At 62.7% G+C, this 16,880-nt stretch carries 9 protein-coding genes and 1 pseudogene; 5 read left to right on the top strand and 5 right to left on the bottom strand.

What is annotated here, in order from left to right:
• Positions 1-59: 59 nt before the first annotated feature.
• The 5 genes from folK to BLW24_RS02255 form a co-directional block, all read right to left on the bottom strand.
• A complete protein-coding gene (gene folK / locus BLW24_RS02275) occupies positions 60-557 on the bottom strand; it encodes a 2-amino-4-hydroxy-6-hydroxymethyldihydropteridine diphosphokinase (RefSeq protein WP_208600127.1) in 498 nt (165 codons plus the stop codon).
• Positions 557-1,963 (bottom strand): polynucleotide adenylyltransferase PcnB, encoded by a 1,407-nt coding sequence (locus tag BLW24_RS02270; protein WP_090376181.1) that lies wholly within the window; start codon positions 1,961-1,963, stop codon positions 557-559. The genes folK and BLW24_RS02270 overlap by 1 nt, the downstream gene beginning before the upstream one ends.
• Before the next feature lie 700 nt (positions 1,964-2,663).
• Positions 2,664-4,091: a sigma-54-dependent transcriptional regulator gene (locus BLW24_RS02265; protein WP_090376178.1), complete on the bottom strand. Its 1,428-nt coding sequence runs from the start codon at positions 4,089-4,091 to the stop codon at positions 2,664-2,666.
• 76 nt (positions 4,092-4,167) lie between these two features.
• A complete protein-coding gene (locus BLW24_RS02260) occupies positions 4,168-7,122 on the bottom strand; it encodes a sensor histidine kinase (RefSeq protein ID WP_090376175.1) in 2,955 nt (984 codons plus the stop codon).
• Between the two features lie 59 nt (positions 7,123-7,181).
• Entirely contained in the window at positions 7,182-7,358 is a 177-nt protein-coding gene (locus BLW24_RS02255; RefSeq protein ID WP_003244646.1) for a hypothetical protein, read from the bottom strand.
• A 144-nt stretch (positions 7,359-7,502) separates the two neighbouring features.
• Here BLW24_RS02255 and BLW24_RS02250 point away from each other — a divergent pair, with 144 nt between their 5' ends.
• The 5 genes and pseudogenes from BLW24_RS02250 (at position 7,503) to BLW24_RS02230 (ending at position 16,830) form a co-directional block, all read left to right on the top strand.
• Positions 7,503-8,741, top strand: a complete 1,239-nt coding sequence (locus BLW24_RS02250) for a parallel beta-helix domain-containing protein (RefSeq protein ID WP_090376172.1) — start codon at positions 7,503-7,505, stop codon at positions 8,739-8,741.
• Positions 8,741-9,853, top strand: a complete 1,113-nt coding sequence (locus BLW24_RS02245; protein WP_090376170.1) for an SO2930 family diheme c-type cytochrome — start codon at positions 8,741-8,743, stop codon at positions 9,851-9,853. The genes BLW24_RS02250 and BLW24_RS02245 overlap by 1 nt, the downstream gene beginning before the upstream one ends.
• A gap of 255 nt (positions 9,854-10,108) precedes the next feature.
• Positions 10,109-13,366 carry a transglutaminase family protein gene (locus tag BLW24_RS02240; protein ID WP_090376167.1) on the top strand — a complete coding sequence of 1,086 codons (3,258 nt, stop codon included), beginning with the start codon at positions 10,109-10,111 and terminating at the stop codon, positions 13,364-13,366.
• A gap of 60 nt (positions 13,367-13,426) precedes the next feature.
• Positions 13,427-15,928 (top strand): annotated as a pseudogene (locus BLW24_RS02235) (circularly permuted type 2 ATP-grasp protein).
• A complete protein-coding gene (locus BLW24_RS02230) occupies positions 15,925-16,830 on the top strand; it encodes a transglutaminase family protein (RefSeq protein WP_090376164.1) in 906 nt (301 codons plus the stop codon). The pseudogene BLW24_RS02235 and the gene BLW24_RS02230 overlap by 4 nt, the downstream one beginning before the upstream one ends.
• The last annotated feature ends 50 nt before the right edge of the window (positions 16,831-16,880 follow it).

Raw genomic sequence — 16,880 nt, 5'->3', positions numbered from 1 at the left:
GGCCGCCGGGGTTAGTGCTGCAGCGGCTGCATGACCCGGCAGTCGAGATCGCCCTGCTTTCAGGTCAGCTCTGCTGCGCTGAGGCGCTCCAGTCCTCTGTAAGGGCAGGCATCAAGCAGCTCAGCCAGTGTTCGGCCATCCGGCAGCTGTAGGTCAGGGGCGATCTCGGCCAGCGGGTAGAGGACAAAAGCACGGGCGTGCATATGGTAGTGCGGCACGGTCAGGCGTGGCTCATCCAGCTGGCGTTCACCGAACAGCAGGATATCCAGATCGAGGGTGCGTGACCCCCAGCGTTCGGCCTTGCGCGTGCGGCCCTGTTCCAGCTCGATGGTTTGCAGCGCATCGAGCAGGACCAGCGGACTGAGTTCGGTATCCAGCGCAGCGACGGCATTGACGTAGCGCGGCTGATCCGCAGGGCCTAGTGGGTCGCTGGCATAGAAAGATGATTGGGCGGCCAGGCTTGTGTGTGGCAGTGCGGCCAGTGCGGCCAGGGCGCTGCGCAGTTGTTCGAGTGGAGTGGCCAGGTTACTGCCCAGGCCGATATACACGCGCTCCATTATTCACTCGCGGCGGGGCTGGCGGTGTCACTGGCGGGGCCGCGTTTGCGCTTGTTGTTGCTGCGCTTGCGTTTGCGCGGCGCGCCGGGGCCGTCGTCCTTGCTGCTGAGGTCGCGGATCATATTGCGCCGCTCGCTGTCGCTGACGTCCTGATAGCGGGTCCACCAGTCGCCGAGGCCGCCGGTTTGCTCGCCAGCGCTTTCACGCAGCAGCAGGAAGTCGTAACCGGCGCGAAAGCGTGGATTTTCCAGCAGCATGTCGGCACGTTTGCCGCTGCGGCGTGGCAGGCGTTCCTGCATATCCCAGATTTCGCGGATCGGCATGGTGAAGCGTTTGGGTACGGCGATGCGCTGGCATTGCTCGCTGATCAGCTCGTGAGCAGCTTCCTGCATGGCTGGGATTGGCGGCATGCCTCGATCCTGCAGCTTGATCACGCGGGCCGGCAGGGCTGGCCAGAGTAGCGCCGCAAGGAGGAAGGCCGGAGTAACAGTCTTGCCCTGATGAATACGTAGATCGGTGTTGTCCAGCGCGTTACGGATCAACTGGTCGGTGTAGTCCGGGTTGAGTTTCAGCGCCTCGGCGCTGGCCGGGAACAGCTGGCCGAACAGCCCGTAATCCACCAGCAGCTCGTAGGTGTACACCGCGTAGCCGGCGAGAAACAGCTTGAGCACTTCATCAAACAGGCGTGCGGCGGGGATGCCGCCGAGCAGCGGAGCCAGTTTGTAGATCGGCGCTGCACTGTGTTTTTCGATGTCGAAATCCAGTTTTGCGGCGAAACGCACTGCGCGCAGCATACGCACCGGGTCTTCCTGGTAGCGCTGGGTTGGGTCACCGATCAGGCGGATCAGGTGATTGCGAATGTCGTGCACGCCATTGGCGTAGTCGAGAATGCGCTCGGTGCTCGGGTCGTAATACAGCGCATTGATGGTGAAGTCGCGGCGCTGGGCATCGTCTTCCAGGCTGCCATACACGTTGTCGCGCAGGATGCGGCCGCTCTCGTTGCGTGAGGACAGGTTGCTGTTCTCTTCTTCATCACCTTCGGGGTGATTGGCGCGGAAGGTCGCGACTTCGATGATCTCGCGGCCGAAATGCACGTGGACCAGCTTGAAGCGCCGACCAATTACCCGGGCGTTACGGAACTCGGCACGCACCTGTTCCGGTGTGGCGCTGGTGGCCACGTCGAAATCCTTGGGGTCGATATCCAGCAGCAGGTCGCGCACGCAACCACCGACCAGATACGCCTGGTAGCCGGCCTGTTGCAGACGTTCGACCACGCTGATGGCGTAGCGGCTGATTTCACCGCGCTCGATAGGGTGCTGGCTGCGGCTCAACACTTCGGGCGTGCTGTGCGAGTGTTTGCCACGGCGGATGGGGGTACGAAAGGACTTGAACAGCTTTTTCAGCATGGGAGGCACTGTTTGACTAAATGACTGGCCAGAGTATATGCCGGCCGCAGGAATGGCGCGGATTCTAGCATTGAGTCGGGGTTTGATGCAGGAAACGGCGGGAGACTGCTACAGGCGGGCAGTTTGAAGCGACTGGGGGAGCCGAAGCTCCCCCCCAAATTGGTGCGTGCTCTTTTTTTATTATTATGGCGGGCTTGTTGTTTTTGTTGATTTACCCGTTCCATCCAGTCAAGGACTTTGGGAAAATTTCCCAAGCTGGGAATCAAGAGCAAACGGATTTCTTTGGATGCTGACGCTGCCATGATCACACAGTGACCCAACCAGTTCTGGCGCTGCCTTAGGGCAGTTTTATTATTCTCGGCCTGGTTTTGGGGCGAACCCCAAAGGCAATTCCTTTCCAAAAGAATCAGTTAGCTGCGCCTCCGCGTTGTTGTTTTTATTGTGCTGGAGTCGGTACGTCTTATTTTTATTAGGTTTGGAACGTGCTTGTTATTGTTGTTGTGCCAGCAATAAAGCAGAACCCGTGCCAGTTTTTGCAACTCCTTTAAAAACAAGGCCTTGAGCTGTGGTTGGAGAGGTGGGGTGGCATAAAAAAGCCGGGTTCTCGTTACCATAAGACCCGGCTTTTGTTACTAAGTGTTGAATGGGTAACAGACTGTGGAACCTCTTGCGCGTATATCTGTCACCTACGCGCAGTGCTCTAGCCTGCGGTTGCGCCCGAGGATTTGCGCCGTGGAATGCCCAGGCGCTGGCGGCGTTCCCACAAGCACTTGCGGCTGATACCGAGTTTGCGTGCCAGTTCGGTCTCGGTCATATGGTCCTGGTGTTCCAGTACGAAGTGCTGAAAGTAGTCTTCCAGTGACAGGTCTTCGGTCGGTTCGCTCGGTTCATGCCCCAGGCCGCCGCTTTGCGCGGGCAGACCAGTGAAATCGTCTTCCAGGTCATCCAGCTCGATATCGATGCCCAGCAGTTCGGCTGAGATGCTGTTGCCTTCGCAGAGGATTACCGCGCGCTCGATGGCATTCTCCAGTTCGCGCACGTTGCCCGGCCAGGGGTATTGGCGGATGGCCTGTTCGGCGTCGCTGGCAAAGCTCAGGTCGAGGCGACCCTGGCGAGTGCTCTGACGGATCAGGAAGGCGCGGGCGATTTCGATCACGTCCGCCCCGCGCTCACGCAGCGGTGGCAGTTTCAGGGCTATCACGTGCAGGCGGTAATACAGGTCTTCACGGAACTGGCCGATCTTCGACAGGGTTTTCAGGTCGCGGTGGGTCGCGGCGATCAGGCGTACATCGACCTTCTGCGATTGCACCGAACCAACCCGGCGAATCTCACCCTCCTGCAACACGCGTAACAGACGCGCTTGAGCTTCCAGGGGCAGCTCGCCAATTTCATCGAGGAACAGGGTACCGCCATCGGCGGCTTCCACCAGGCCTGCACGGCCGGCGCTGGCGCCGGTAAAGGCACCTTTCTCGTGGCCAAACAGTTCGGACTCGATCAGCGATTCCGGGATGGCGGCGCAGTTCACCGAAATCAGCGGCGCTTTGGCGCGACGCGAGAGGTTGTGCAGGGCGCGGGCGACCAGCTCTTTACCGGTGCCGGACTCGCCCTGAATCAGCACGTTGGAGTCAGTGGGCGCGACCTTGCGAATCTTGCTGTACATCTCCTGCATGGCGGCGCAGGAGCCGATGATGCCGATTTCGCCATTGCTGTTGTCCACCACCTTGTCGGCGCTGGCTTTTGCCGTGCTGGTTGCGGGTGCTGGCGGGCTCTTGGCCTGTTGGTGATCGCGCAGGATGCGCGCCACGGCCTGGAGCATTTCGTCGTGGTCGAAGGGTTTGGCGATGTAGTCGACCGCGCCCATCTTCATCGAGTCGACCGCCGAGCGCAGGCTGGCGTAACTGGTCATGATCAGCACCGGCGTGCCCTGGCCGAGCTTGATCAACTCGGTGCCGGGTGCGCCGGGTAGGCGCAGGTCGCTGACAATCAGGTCGAAGCTGGGAATGCTGAAGCGTTCTTGCGCTTCCTGCACCGAGCCGGCTTCGCTGACTTCGTATTGGTTACGTTCCAGCAGGCGACGCAAGGCTGAGCGGATAATGGTTTCGTCTTCGACGATCAAAATATGAGGCATCAATTCGGTCTCTCGACGGTCTCGGGGCATGTCGCTGGGCTAAAGGGCCTGGCAGGCATGCTCGCTGGTAGCTGGTTTAAGTCGCTATGGACGTCGCCTCGACATGCCTCGGCAGGCTGACCCTAATGCGGGTGCCGCGTTGGAACTCGGGGTCGGCCGGGCTGTCGATTGTTATCTGTCCATAATGCTCTTCCACGATCGAATAGACCAGTGCAAGGCCCAGTCCCGTACCTTTGCCCGGGTCCTTGGTGGTGAAGAAAGGTTCGAACAGGCGGTCGATGATTGCCTTGGGAATACCGCTGCCTTCGTCTTCGACGATCAGGTCGACGGTGTGCTCGAAACGTTCGCTCTTGACCCGGATCGCACTGCCTGCAGGTGAGGCATCGCGGGCGTTGGAGAGCAGGTTGATCAGTACTTGGGCCAGGCGCTGCGGGTCACCCACCACCCAGTGGTCGGAATCGCAGAGGTTGAAGAACTGCACTTCGACGCTGCGCCGGTTGAGGGCCAGCAGGGCGATGGCGTCCTGGGCGACCTGGGCCAGACAGACCGGCTCCTCGCTGTTCTGGTGGCTGCCGGAATGGGCAAAGCTCATCAGCGACTGGACGATGCGCGACACGCGTTTGGTTTGCTCGATGATCTGCTCGCTGATTTCGGTCAGCTCGGGGTCGCCTTCGCGCTCTTCGCGCAGGTTCTGCGCCAGGCAGGCGATGCCGGTGATCGGGTTGCCGATTTCGTGTGCCACCCCGGCGGCCAGGCGACCGATGGAGGCCAGGCGCTCGGAATGCACTAGCTTGTCTTCGAGCATTTGGGTTTCCGTGAGGTCTTCAACCAGCAGCACCAGGCCACTGTTACCCGGCGCCAGGGGCTCGTCGATGGCCGCCTTGTGCAGGTTGAGCCAGCGGGTCTGGCCGTCGAGGGCCAGGCGCTGCTTGTGCAAGTGCTCGTCGGGCAGTTCGATAAACCGTTCCAGCAAGCCGCGCCAGGGTTCGCCCAGGGTGTTCAGGCGTGAACCGACCACGCGCTGGGCGGGGATTTCGGTGAGTTCTTCCATGGCCTTGTTCCACATCAGAATCTCCTGATCCTTGGCCAGCGAGCAGACGCCCATCGGCAACTCCTGTAGGGTCTGGCGGTGGTAGCGGCGCAGGGTGTCGAGCTCGGCGGCCAGGCCCGTAAGGCGCGAGTGGTAGTCCTCCAGGCGGTTCTCGATAAAGTGAATGTCTTCGGTGACATAGGTTTCGCTGCCGGCCTTATAAGGCAGGAAGGTTTCGACGATGTCCTGGGCCACACTGGGACCCATCAGCCCGGAGAGGTTGGCTTCGATGCGGTCACGCAGGCGACGCAGGGCGTAGGGGCGGCCTTCGTCGAACGGCAAATGCAGGTCGCGCAGGGCCTGTTCGACCTCATGCTGGGCGGTCTTGGCGCCCAGGGGCTTGGCCAATTGCGCGGCAAATTCCTGTGGCGAGGCGGCCAGCAGTTCACGGCGTTGCGGGCGGCGCACGTTATCCACGGCGCAGGCTTCGGCAGCGCTTTTTTCTTCCGGGCTGGCTTCGGTAAATAGCGACACCAGAGTGAACACCAGTACGTTGGCCGCCAGCGAGCCGATGGCGGCCAGGTGCCAGCTGCTGTCATCCAGTACATAGATGACGTTGAACCAGGGCAGGTACAGCCCCTGTAGATTGCCGAGCATCGGCAACAGCATGCTCACTACCCACACGCCGACCCCCGCCAGTAACCCGGCGATATAGCCTTTGCGGTTGGCGGTCGGCCAGTACAGCACCGAGAGTACGCCTGGGAGGAATTGCAGGGTGGCGACGAAGGCGACGACACCCAGGTTAGCCAGGTCCTGTTCGGCGCCGAGTAATAGATAGAAGCCGTAACCGGCCATGATGATCAGCAGGATCAGCGCGCGGCGTGTCCACTTCAGCCAGCGGTAGATATTGCCTTCCGACGGCGGCTGATACAGCGGTAACACCACATGGTTGAGCACCATGCCGGACAGCGCCAGGGTGGTGACAATGATCAAACCGCTGGAGGCTGACAGGCCGCCGACGTAGGCAATCAGTGCCAGAGTCTGGCTGTTGACCGCAATGCCGACGCCGAGGGTGAAGTACTCCGGGTTGGTGGTCGCGCCCAGTTTCAGCCCGGCCCAGAGAATCAGCGGTACCGCCAGGCTCATCAGCAACAGGAACAGCGGCAGCCCCCAGCTGGCGCTGACCATGGCGCGCGGGTTGAGGTTTTCGGTAAAGGTCATGTGATACATGTGCGGCATGACGATGGCCGAGGCGAAGAACACCAGCAGCAGGGTGCGCCAGGGGGCTTCCTGCAGCGGGGTGTGCAGGCTGGTCAGCGACGACTGGTTCTGCACCAACCAGGATTGCAGGTCCTGTGGGCCATCGAATACGCCATACAGGGCGTACAGGCCGATCACGCTGATCGCCACCAGCTTGACCACCGACTCGAAGGCAATGGCGAACACCAGGCCTTCGTGTTTCTCGCGGGTGGCGATATGCCGCGCGCCGAACAGGATGGTGAACAGAATGTTCAGCCCGCAATAGGCCAGGGCGACGCGCTCCTGCACCGGCTCGCGGGTAAGGATGCCGATGGAGTCCGCCACTGCCTGAATCTGCAGGGCCAGCAACGGCAACACGCCGACCAGCATAAATACCGTGGTCAGGGCGCCGGACCAGGTGCTGCGAAAACGGAAGGCAAATAGGTCGGCCAGCGATGACAGCTGGTAAGTGCGGGTAATGCGCAAAATCGGGTAGAGCAGCACCGGCGCCAACAGAAACGCCCCGGACACCCCCAGGTAGCTGGCGAGGAAGCCATAGCCGTACTGATAGGCCAACCCCACCGTGCCGTAGAAGGCCCAGGCGCTGGCGTAGACGCCGAGCGACAGGGTGTAGGTCAGCGGGTGGCGAATCACCCAGCGCGGAATCAGGCCGTGTTCACTGATCCAGGCCACGCCGAACAGAATAAGAAGGTAGGCAGCGCTGATCAGAATCAGCTGGCTCAGGCTAAAGCTCGTCAGCATCACGTTGGCTCTGAAGCGAATAGGGGAAGGAGCGCTCAAGCAGGTCGCGCCGCAGCAGGTCAGAGCTCATCGGCATCACGCTGACTCTGAAGAATGAAGGTCACGACTATCAGGATCAGCCACAGCAGATAGGGGCGGTACCAGGCCCCATTGGGGTCGATCCACCAGTCCATGATGGCCGGGGAGAACAGGTAGATCCCCACCACCAGGATCAGTACCAATCGATAGATATACATGCCGCATCTCTTCGCTTAATTGCCGGCGATGGTAACGGATGCGTGACGCTCTGGGCTATTGGTCGGGCGGCGTGCGCAGGGCTTGGCTTTTTCTGATTAGTTGGTACTATCGTTCCACTTAATAAGAATACGCTGGAGATTGCCATGCGCCTTGCCCCGCTTTCCGTGCTTGCCCTGTCCGTGCTGCTTGCCGCCTGCAGCGAAGAACCGGCCCCAGTGGCCGATCTGGATTTCCAGAAAGACCTGCAGACCCAACTGATCAAGGCCAAGCCCGGCAGCGTGATAGAGATTCCTGCCGGCACCTACCAGCTCGACCGCAGCCTGAGCCTGAAAGTCAGCGGCGTGACCATCAAGGGCGCGGGCATGGACAAGACCATCCTCAGTTTCAAAGGGCAGAAATCCGGTGCCGAAGGCCTGCTGGTGGATGCCTCGGACTTCACCATCGAAGACATCGCCTTTGAGGACACTCTGGGCGACTCGCTGAAAGTGGTAGGCGGTAAGAACATCATTATCCGCCGCGTGCGCACCGAGTGGACCAACGGCCCGGCCACCGAGAACGGCGCCTACGGCATCTACCCGGTGCAGACCGAAAATACCCTGATCGACGGCGCGGTGGCCATCGGCGCATCGGATGCCGGCATCTATGTCGGCCAGTCGCGCAACGTGGTGGTGCGTAACAGCCGCGCCGAGCGCAATGTCGCCGGCATCGAGATCGAGAACACCATCGACGCCGACGTGTATGACAACGTCGCCACCGGCAATACCGGCGGCATTCTGGTGTTCAACATGCCCAACCTGCCACAGGCCGGGCGGGTTACGCGGGTGTTCCGTAACAAGATCGAAGGCAACAACCACAAGAACTTCGGCCACAAGGGCACGCCGGTAGCCAGCGTGCCGGCAGGCTCCGGGGTGGTGATCAACTCCAACGATGATGTCGAGGTATTCGACAACGACATTGGCAACCACAAGACCGCCAACGTGATCATCAGCAGCTACTTCAGTACCGGCTATACCGACCTGTCCACGGCTGAGAGTTTCGATCCCTACCCGGAAGGCATTCATATCCACGGCAACCGCTTCGGCCCCGGTGGTGAAAGCCCGGATCACCTGGAGCTGAAGGCGCTGAAGGTCAGCCAGTTCGGCTTGAATGGTCGCCTGCCGGATATCCTCTGGGATGGTTACGTCAACCTCGACATTCTGGTCGACGGCAAGCTGCCGGCTGATCGGGCGATCTGCATCAATAACGGTGAGGCGGGGATGATCAACGTCGACGGGCCGAACAACTTCCAGAATATCAGCACCGAAATGGCCGACTACCGTTGCAGCCTGCCAGCGCTGCCGGCGGTCAAACTGGCCTCGGCCGAAGCCGGTCAGGGGGCCTGATGCGCAGGTTGCTGCTGGGTGTGCTGTTGCTCCTGGCCGGCTGTGAGCAGCAGCCGGCGCCGCTGTACCTGCCGCAAGGTGACAACTACCCGGAAACACTCAGCGAGTGGGGCATGCTGCAGCGCGCCGATGGTTTTATCGCGCCCGTTGCCGAGGCCTTGCCCTACGACCTGAATACCCCGTTGTTCACCGACTATGCACACAAACTGCGCACCGTCTGGATGCCGACCGGGACAGCGGCGACCTACGCCGAGGCGCACTTCGATTACCCGGTCGGCACGGTGCTGAGCAAAACCTTCTACTACCCCAAGGATGCCCAGGGCCGTCTGCTGCTGAACGAGCAGGATGACCGTGACCCGCAGCGCGGCCTTGAGCTGGCGCGGGTGCAGTTGATCGAGACACGTATCCTGCTCAAACAGCAGGACGGCTGGGTGGCGTTGCCCTACGTGTGGGATGAACAGCAGCAGGAGGCGCATCTGGAGTGGGCTGGCGACAGCCGTGAGTTGAGCCTGCTGAATGCGGAGGGCAAGACTCAGGCGGTGGCCTATCAGGTACCGGACGCCAACCAGTGTGCAGGCTGTCATGAGGAAACCGCAGGGCAGGGCGTCAATCCGCTGGGGCCGAAGGCGCGCCATCTGAACAAGGATTTTGCCTACGCAGACGGCACGCACAATCAGTTGCAGTACTGGCAGCAGCAGGGCCGTTTGCAGGCGGTGCCGGCCGAGTTGCAGGGCGTGCCGCAAAACGCCCTATGGCCGACGCCGCGCAGTGGCGAGAGCCTGGAAAAGCAGGCGCGCAGTTACCTGGACGCCAACTGCAGCCATTGCCACAACCCCAAAGGGCCAGGGCGTACTTCGGGGCTGTTGCTTGATCCAGCCACCGCAATTGGCATCAGCTATGGCCTGTGCAAGCAGCCGGTGGCGGCGGGCAAGGGCTCGGGTGATCGCCTGGTGGATATTCACCCCGGCCAGCCGGATAAATCGGTGCTGCTGTTCCGTGTGGAAAGTGTCGACCCGAGCATCATGATGCCGGAGCTGGGCCGCTCCACTGTGCATAGCGAAGGTGTGGACGTACTGCAACGCTGGATTGCCAGCCTGCAAGGGGATTGCTGAGGGGCTATTAGGTGTGGGAGGCGCTTCAGCGGCGAGCAGTTTTCGCGGCTAAAGCCCCTCCCACGGCTCTGGTGGTGCCCTGAGGTCAGTGTGCGACCTGTTTTCGTGCGCCGCAGCAGGCCTGGGGCATGCCTGGCCCTGTTGTGGTGCGCGTCAGTGGCGGGTGAGTACGCCAGGCCGCGCAAGCGCTGGCGTGGGTCACTGGCATAAGTCTTGCGCTGCTGGGTTATCGCCCAGGCTCGCAGGAGGCCCGCTGTGTCGATTCATATCGCCTTGCACCATGTCAGCCACTATCGCTACGACCGCGCGGTCAATCTTGGCCCGCAGGTCGTGCGCCTGCGCCCTGCACCGCACAGCCGCCCCCGGGTGCTGTCCTACGCGTTGAAGGTCGAGCCGGGCGAGCACTTTATCAACTGGCAACAGGACCCCCAGGGCAACTACCTGGCGCGTCTGGTGTTTCCGGAAAAGACCCGTGAGCTGAAGATCGAGGTCGACCTGGTCGCCGAGATGGCGGTATTCAATCCATTCGATTTCTTCCTTGAGCCCTACGCCGAGAAAACTCCCTTCGCCTACACCGAGGGCGAACAGCTGGAGCTGGCGCCCTATCTGGTCAAACTGCCAGCCGGGAAATTGTTCGCCAAATACCTGGCCAGCATCGAGCGCACGCCGCTGCCGAGCGTGGATTTTCTGGTGGCACTCAATCAGCGTCTTTCCACCGATATCAGTTACCTGATTCGTCTGGAGCCGGGTGTGCAAACCCCGGAGGAAAGCCTGGAGAAAGGCTCCGGCTCCTGCCGGGACTCAGCCTGGCTGCTGGTGCAGTTGTTCCGCCACCTGGGCCTGGCGGCGCGCTTTGTTTCCGGTTACCTGATTCAGCTGAAAGCCGATGTGAAATCCCTCGACGGCCCCTCCGGCACCGAGGTCTATTTGCCAGGCGCCGGCTGGATCGGCCTCGATCCGACGTCCGGGCTGTTCGCCGGCGAAGGCCATATCCCGCTGGCCTGCAGCCCCGAGCCGTCTTCGGCGGCGCCAATCAGCGGCGGCGTTGATGAGTGCGAATGCGAGTTCAGCCACGAGATGTGGGTCGAGCGTATCTGGGAAGCGCCGCGGGTGAGCAAGCCTTACAGCGAGGCGCAGTGGCAGGCGATTGTCGACCTCGGGCAAAAGATCGATGAGGACCTGCAGGAGCAGGACGTGCGCCTGACCATGGGCGGCGAGCCGACCTTTGTCGCCCTCGATTACCCGGATGATCCGGAGTGGAACACCGCCGCCCTGGGGCCGAACAAGCGCCGCCTGGCCAGCGATCTGTTTCATCGGCTGCGCGAGCATTACGCGCCGAGTGCGCTGGTGCATTTCGGTCAGGGCAAGTGGTACCCCGGCGAACAGCTGCCGCGCTGGTCGTTGAATGCCTACTGGCGGCGTGACGGCGAGCCGATCTGGCACAACCCGGCGCTGTATGCCGATGAACAAAAAGACTACGGCGTCGATGCGGCCAAGGCCGCCGACTTTCTTGCCCTACTGGCCGAGCGCCTGGGCGTGGACGCTAAATACTGCGTGCCGGCCTATGAAGACCGCTTCTACTACCTGTGGCGCGAGCGCAGGCTGCCGATCAACGTCAGCGCCGAAGACCCGCGTCTGGCTGATCCGCTGGAGCGCGAACGGCTGCGCAAGGTGTTCGAACAGGGGCTGGATAAGGTCGTCGGGCATATCCTGCCGCTGGCCCGGCAGGCCAAGCAGCTGGGCTGGCAGAGTGGCAGCTGGTTTTTGCGTGATGAGCATTGCCGGCTGATACCGGGCGATTCGGCGCTGGGCTACCGCCTGCCGCTTGATTCGCAACCCTGGGTCAGTGAGGCCGATTATCCCTACATCACTCCCGAAGACCCGAGCCAGCAATTCGCCCCGTTGCCGGCAGCGGCGCAGATCAAACCGCAGTCGCGCGGTGTCTGGTCGGGCAGCCAGACCAGCACGAACAAACGCCCGCTGCTGGGTCAGTCCGCCGCCGGTGTGGTGCGCACCGCGCTGTGCGCCGAGCCGCGTGACGGCAAGCTGTATCTGTTTATGCCGCTGCTGGTGCGTCTGGAGGATTACCTGGAACTGGTGGCGGCCATCGAGGCCACCGCCGCCGAGCTGAAATGCCCGGTGTTGCTGGAAGGTTATGAGCCGCCGCTGGACCCGCGCCTGCAGTTCTTCCGCGTGACTCCGGACCCCGGCGTGATCGAGGTGAATATCCACCCGGCCGCCAGCTGGGGTGAGCTGGTCGAGCGCACCGAGTTTCTCTACGAACAGGCCCGCGAGTGCCGCCTGAGTAGCGAGAAATTTATGATCGATGGCCGTCACACCGGCACCGGTGGCGGCAATCACTTTGTTCTCGGCGGCGCGACGCCAGCGGACTCACCGTTTCTGCGCAGGCCGGATCTGCTGCGCAGCCTGATCAGCTACTGGCACAACCACCCGTCGCTGTCCTACCTGTTCAGCGGCCTGTTTATCGGCCCGACCTCCCAGGCGCCGCGTATCGATGAAGCGCGTAACGATGCGTTGTACGAGCTGGAAATCGCCTTCGCGCAGATGCCCGAGGCTGGCCGCGACTGCCAGCCCTGGCTGGTCGACCGCCTGCTGCGCAACCTGCTGGTGGACGTGACCGGTAACACCCATCGCGCCGAGTTCTGCATCGACAAGTTGTATTCGCCGGATTCCGCCTCCGGGCGCCTCGGCCTGCTGGAGCTGCGCGCCTTCGAAATGCCGCCCCATGCGCAGATGAGCCTGGCCCAGCAGCTGTTGATTCGCGCGCTGATTGCACGCTTCTGGCGCGAGCACTACCAGCCGGCACGCCTGGTGCGCTGGGGCACTGAGCTGCATGACCGTTACCTGCTGCCGCACTTTATCGAGCAGGATTTTGCCGACGTGCTGCAGGAGCTGGACGGCTGTGGCTATCGCCTGCACAGCGAATGGTTTGCTCCGCACTTCGAGTTTCGCTTCCCCAAATCCGGCGACTTCAACGTCAAGGGCATCGAACTGGAGTTGCGTCAGGCCCTGGAGCCCTGGCATGTGCTGGGTGAGGAGGGCGGTGGCGGCGGTACGGTGCGTTATGTCGATTCCTCGCTGGAGCGCATGCAGGTCAAGCTCAGCGGCCTGCAGAGTGACCGCTATGTGCTGACCTGCAACGGCGTACCGGTGCCGCTGCGGCCCACTGGCAAGGTCGGCGAGTTTGTCGGCGGCGTGCGTTTCCGTGCCTGGCAGCCGGCCAACTGCCTGCACCCGACCATCGAAGTACATGCGCCGCTGGTATTCGATCTGGTGGATAGCTGGATGAGCCGCTCCCTCGGCGGTTGCCAGTACCATGTCGCCCATCCCGGCGGGCGTAACTACGACAGCCTGCCGGTAAACGCCTTTGAAGCCGAAAGCCGACGTCTAGCACGCTTCTTTCGGCTGGGCCACAGCCCAGGCAAACGCCCGACCCTGGCACCCATCAACAATAATGAATTGCCCATGACTCTGGATCTGCGCCTCGTTTAATCCCCTCTCCCATAATGGGGCGAGGGGCGCGCCGCCCTTGATCGTCTTATCGAGCCTGCCATGCCCGACCTGCTTGCCGATTACCCCCTGACGCCAGGGGCTTACCACGAACTGTTCGATGCAGACGGTCAGGTGCGTCCGCACTGGCGCCTGTTGCTGGAGCGTCTGCAGCGCAGCAGCCCGGCGTAGCTGGCGCAGCGTCAGGCCCTGCTGGCCCGGCAGATTCAGGAAAATGGGGTGACCTACAACGTCTACGCCGACCCCGATGGCGCCGACCGTCCGTGGGAGCTGGACCTGCTGCCCAATCTGATTCCGGCCGAAGAATGGCAGCAGATCGCCGCCGGCGTGGCGCAGCGTGCCACTTTGCTGAACGGCGTGCTGGCCGACCTCTATGGCCCGCAGCAACTGCTGGCCGATGGCTTGTTGCCTGCCGAGCTGGTGTTTGGCCACAACAACTTCCTGTGGCCCTGCGAGGGTGTGCAGCCGGCCGGCGGCACCTTCCTGCACCTGTATGCCGTGGACCTGGCCCGCGCCCCGGATGGTCGCTGGTGGGTCACCGCCGACCGCACCCAGGCCCCGTCCGGTGCGGGTTATGCCCTGGAAAACCGGCAGATTGTCTCGCGCGCCTTTCCCGAGCTGTACCGCGACCTGCGCGTGCAATACCTGGCCGGCTTCTTCCGCACCCTGCAGGACACCCTGGCGCGGCAGGCGCCTGTTGCCGGCGGTGAGACGCCGCTGGTGGTGTTGCTCACCCCGGGACGTTTTAACGAGAGTTATTTCGAGCACCTGTACCTGGCACGTCAGCTCGGCTATCCGCTGGTGGAAGGCAGTGACCTGACCGTGCGCGACGCCAAGGTCTACCTGAAGACCCTGGCTGGGCTGCGGCGCGTGCATGCGGTACTGCGCCGCCTGGATGATGACTTTTGCGATCCGCTGGAATTGCGCACCGATTCGGCCCTCGGCGTGCCCGGCCTGCTCGAAGCGGTGCGCCAGGGCCATGTGCTGGTGGCCAATGCCCTGGGTAGCGGCGTGCTGGAGTCCCCTGGCTTGCCGGGCTTTCTCCCGGCCATCGCGGAAAAATTATTGGGCGAAGACCTGCTGCTGCCCTCTATCGCCAGCTGGTGGTGCGGCGAGCCGCCGGTGCTGGACAAAGCCCTGGAGCAGCTTGACGAGTTGCTGGTGCGCGCCAGCTTTCCCTCGCAGAGCTTTGCCCCGGTGTTTGGCCGTGATCTGGATGAGGCGCAGCGCGCCGAGCTGGCTGAACGGCTCAAGGCGCGGCCTTATGCCTATGTCGCCCAGGCGCTGGCGCAACTGTCACAGGCGCCGGTCTGGCAGCCGGAAGACGGCCAGCTGGCGCCGCGTGCGATTGGTATGCGGGTATTTGCCGTGGCCAGCGCCGAGGGCTATCGGGTGATGCCCGGTGGCCTGACTCGGGTCGCCGCCGAAGCCGACGCCGACGCCGAGGTGGTGTCGATGCAGCGCGGCGGTGCCAGCAAGGACACCTGGGTGCTCGGTGAGCGGCATGCCGGCGGCGAACCCTGGCAATGGTTGCGCCCGCTGGGCGTGGCCGATCTGGTGCGCAGTGACCCTTATCTGCCTTCGCGGGTGGTGGAAAACCTCTACTGGTTTGGCCGCTACAGCGAACGCTGTGAAGACGGTGCGCGGCTGCTACGCATCATGCTGGCGCGCTATGTGGATGACGACGATGACCCGCAGGCGCTGCAAACCGCCCTGAGTCTGGCCGAGAGCCTGGGCCTGCTACCGGATGCTGAAAGCGACGAACTGCAGCAGCGTCTGCTTGAAGCGCTGCTGGGTGAGGACTGGCCGGGCAGCCTGCGCGGTAATCTGCAGCGCCTGCAGTGGGTAGCCGGCAGCGTGCGCGGCAAGCTGTCCCAGGCCAACTGGCAGGCCCTGCTCGAATTGCAGCGCGAGGCCCAGGGGTTGAGCTGCGAGCAGGCCGACTTCGGCGAGTTGCTGGATTTTCTCGACCGTCTGCTACTGTCGCTGGCGGCGCTCTCAGGCTTTGCCCTGGACGACATGACCCGCGATGACGGCTGGCGTTTTCTGATGATCGGCCGCTGCATCGAACGTCTGCAGTTTCTCTGTGACAGCCTGGCTAACTTTCTCACCAGCAGCGCCGCGCAGGATCAGTCGGCACTGGAGTGGCTACTGGAACTGGGCAACAGCAGCATCACCTACCGCACCCGTTATCTGGCCTCGGCGCAACTGATTCCGGTGCTCGACCTGTTGCTGCTGGATGAGCAGAACCCGCATGCCGTGTTGTTCCAGGTGCGCACCCTGCTGCGTTCCCTGGCGCGTCTGGGCGAGCGTTTCGAGTTACCCAGCGAGCGCCGGCTGAAACACCTGGACGGGCAGCTGGCGCGCTTTAGCCTGGCCAGCCTGGAGAACCCGTTGTTTGGTGTCGGCAGCGTGCAGGAGGTGCTCGACGGGCTGGCGGTATTGCTCAACAGCATCAGCCAGGCCAGTGCCGAAATTTCCGACCGTCTGGGGCTGCGCTTCTTTGCCCATGTCGATGCCAGCCAGCGGACGCAGTCCTCATGAGCAGCGCCTTCTACCAGATTCTGCACGACACCCATTACCGCTATGCCGCCCCGGTATCGCTGGCCCAGCAGCTGGCGCACCTGTGGCCGCGCGCCTGCCCCTGGCAGCGTAGCCATGAGCAGCAGCTGTTGGTCAGCCCACAGCCGTGCCAGCGTCAGGATACTCTGGATGTGTTCGGCAACCCGCTGACCCGCCTGGTGTTCGAGCGCCCGCATGACGAACTCAAAGTCAGCGCGCGCCTGCAGGTCGAAGTGCTGGCGCGCCCAGCGTTGGATCTGCAGGCGTCACCGCCCTGGGAAGACGCCTGCACCGCGCTGCGCTACAGCGGTCAGGCGCTGCTGCCTGGGGTGCTGGAGGCGACGCGTTTTCGTTTCGAGTCGCCCTATGTGCACCTCAAGCAGGTGTTCAGCGATTATGCGGCGGATTGCTTTACCCCAGGTCGACCGCTGTTGGCAGCGGTCGACGGGCTGATGCAGAAGATTTTCAGCGAATTCAGCTTCGATGCCGCCGCCACTCAAGTGGCCACGCCGCTGTTACAGGTGTTGGAGGAACGCCGCGGTGTGTGCCAAGACTTTGCCCACCTGATGCTTGCGTGTTTGCGTTCACGCGGGCTGGCGGCGCGCTATGTCAGTGGTTACCTGCTGACTCAGCCGCCGCCCGGCCAGCCCCGACTGATCGGTGCCGATGCCTCGCACGCCTGGGTCTCGGTATTTTGCCCAGAGCAGGGCTGGGTGGATTTCGACCCGACCAACAATATCCGCCCGGCGCTGGAACATATCACCCTGGCCTGGGGCCGCGACTTTGCCGATGTCTCGCCGCTGCGCGGGGTGATTCTCGGCGGCGGCAGCCACGATCCCGAGGTGCAGGTCACGGTGCTGCCGTTATCCAGTGCGCTGGCTTGAAAGTGCGGTGCTAGGCACTTCGACGGTTGCCCAAGTGCGTGCTAGCGTTT

Source organism: Pseudomonas anguilliseptica (genome assembly GCF_900105355.1).
GTDB classification, from domain to species: domain Bacteria; phylum Pseudomonadota; class Gammaproteobacteria; order Pseudomonadales; family Pseudomonadaceae; genus Aquipseudomonas; species Aquipseudomonas anguilliseptica.
Note: the sequence above shows the minus strand (reverse complement) of the source record. Positions and strands in the feature narration are given on the sequence as shown.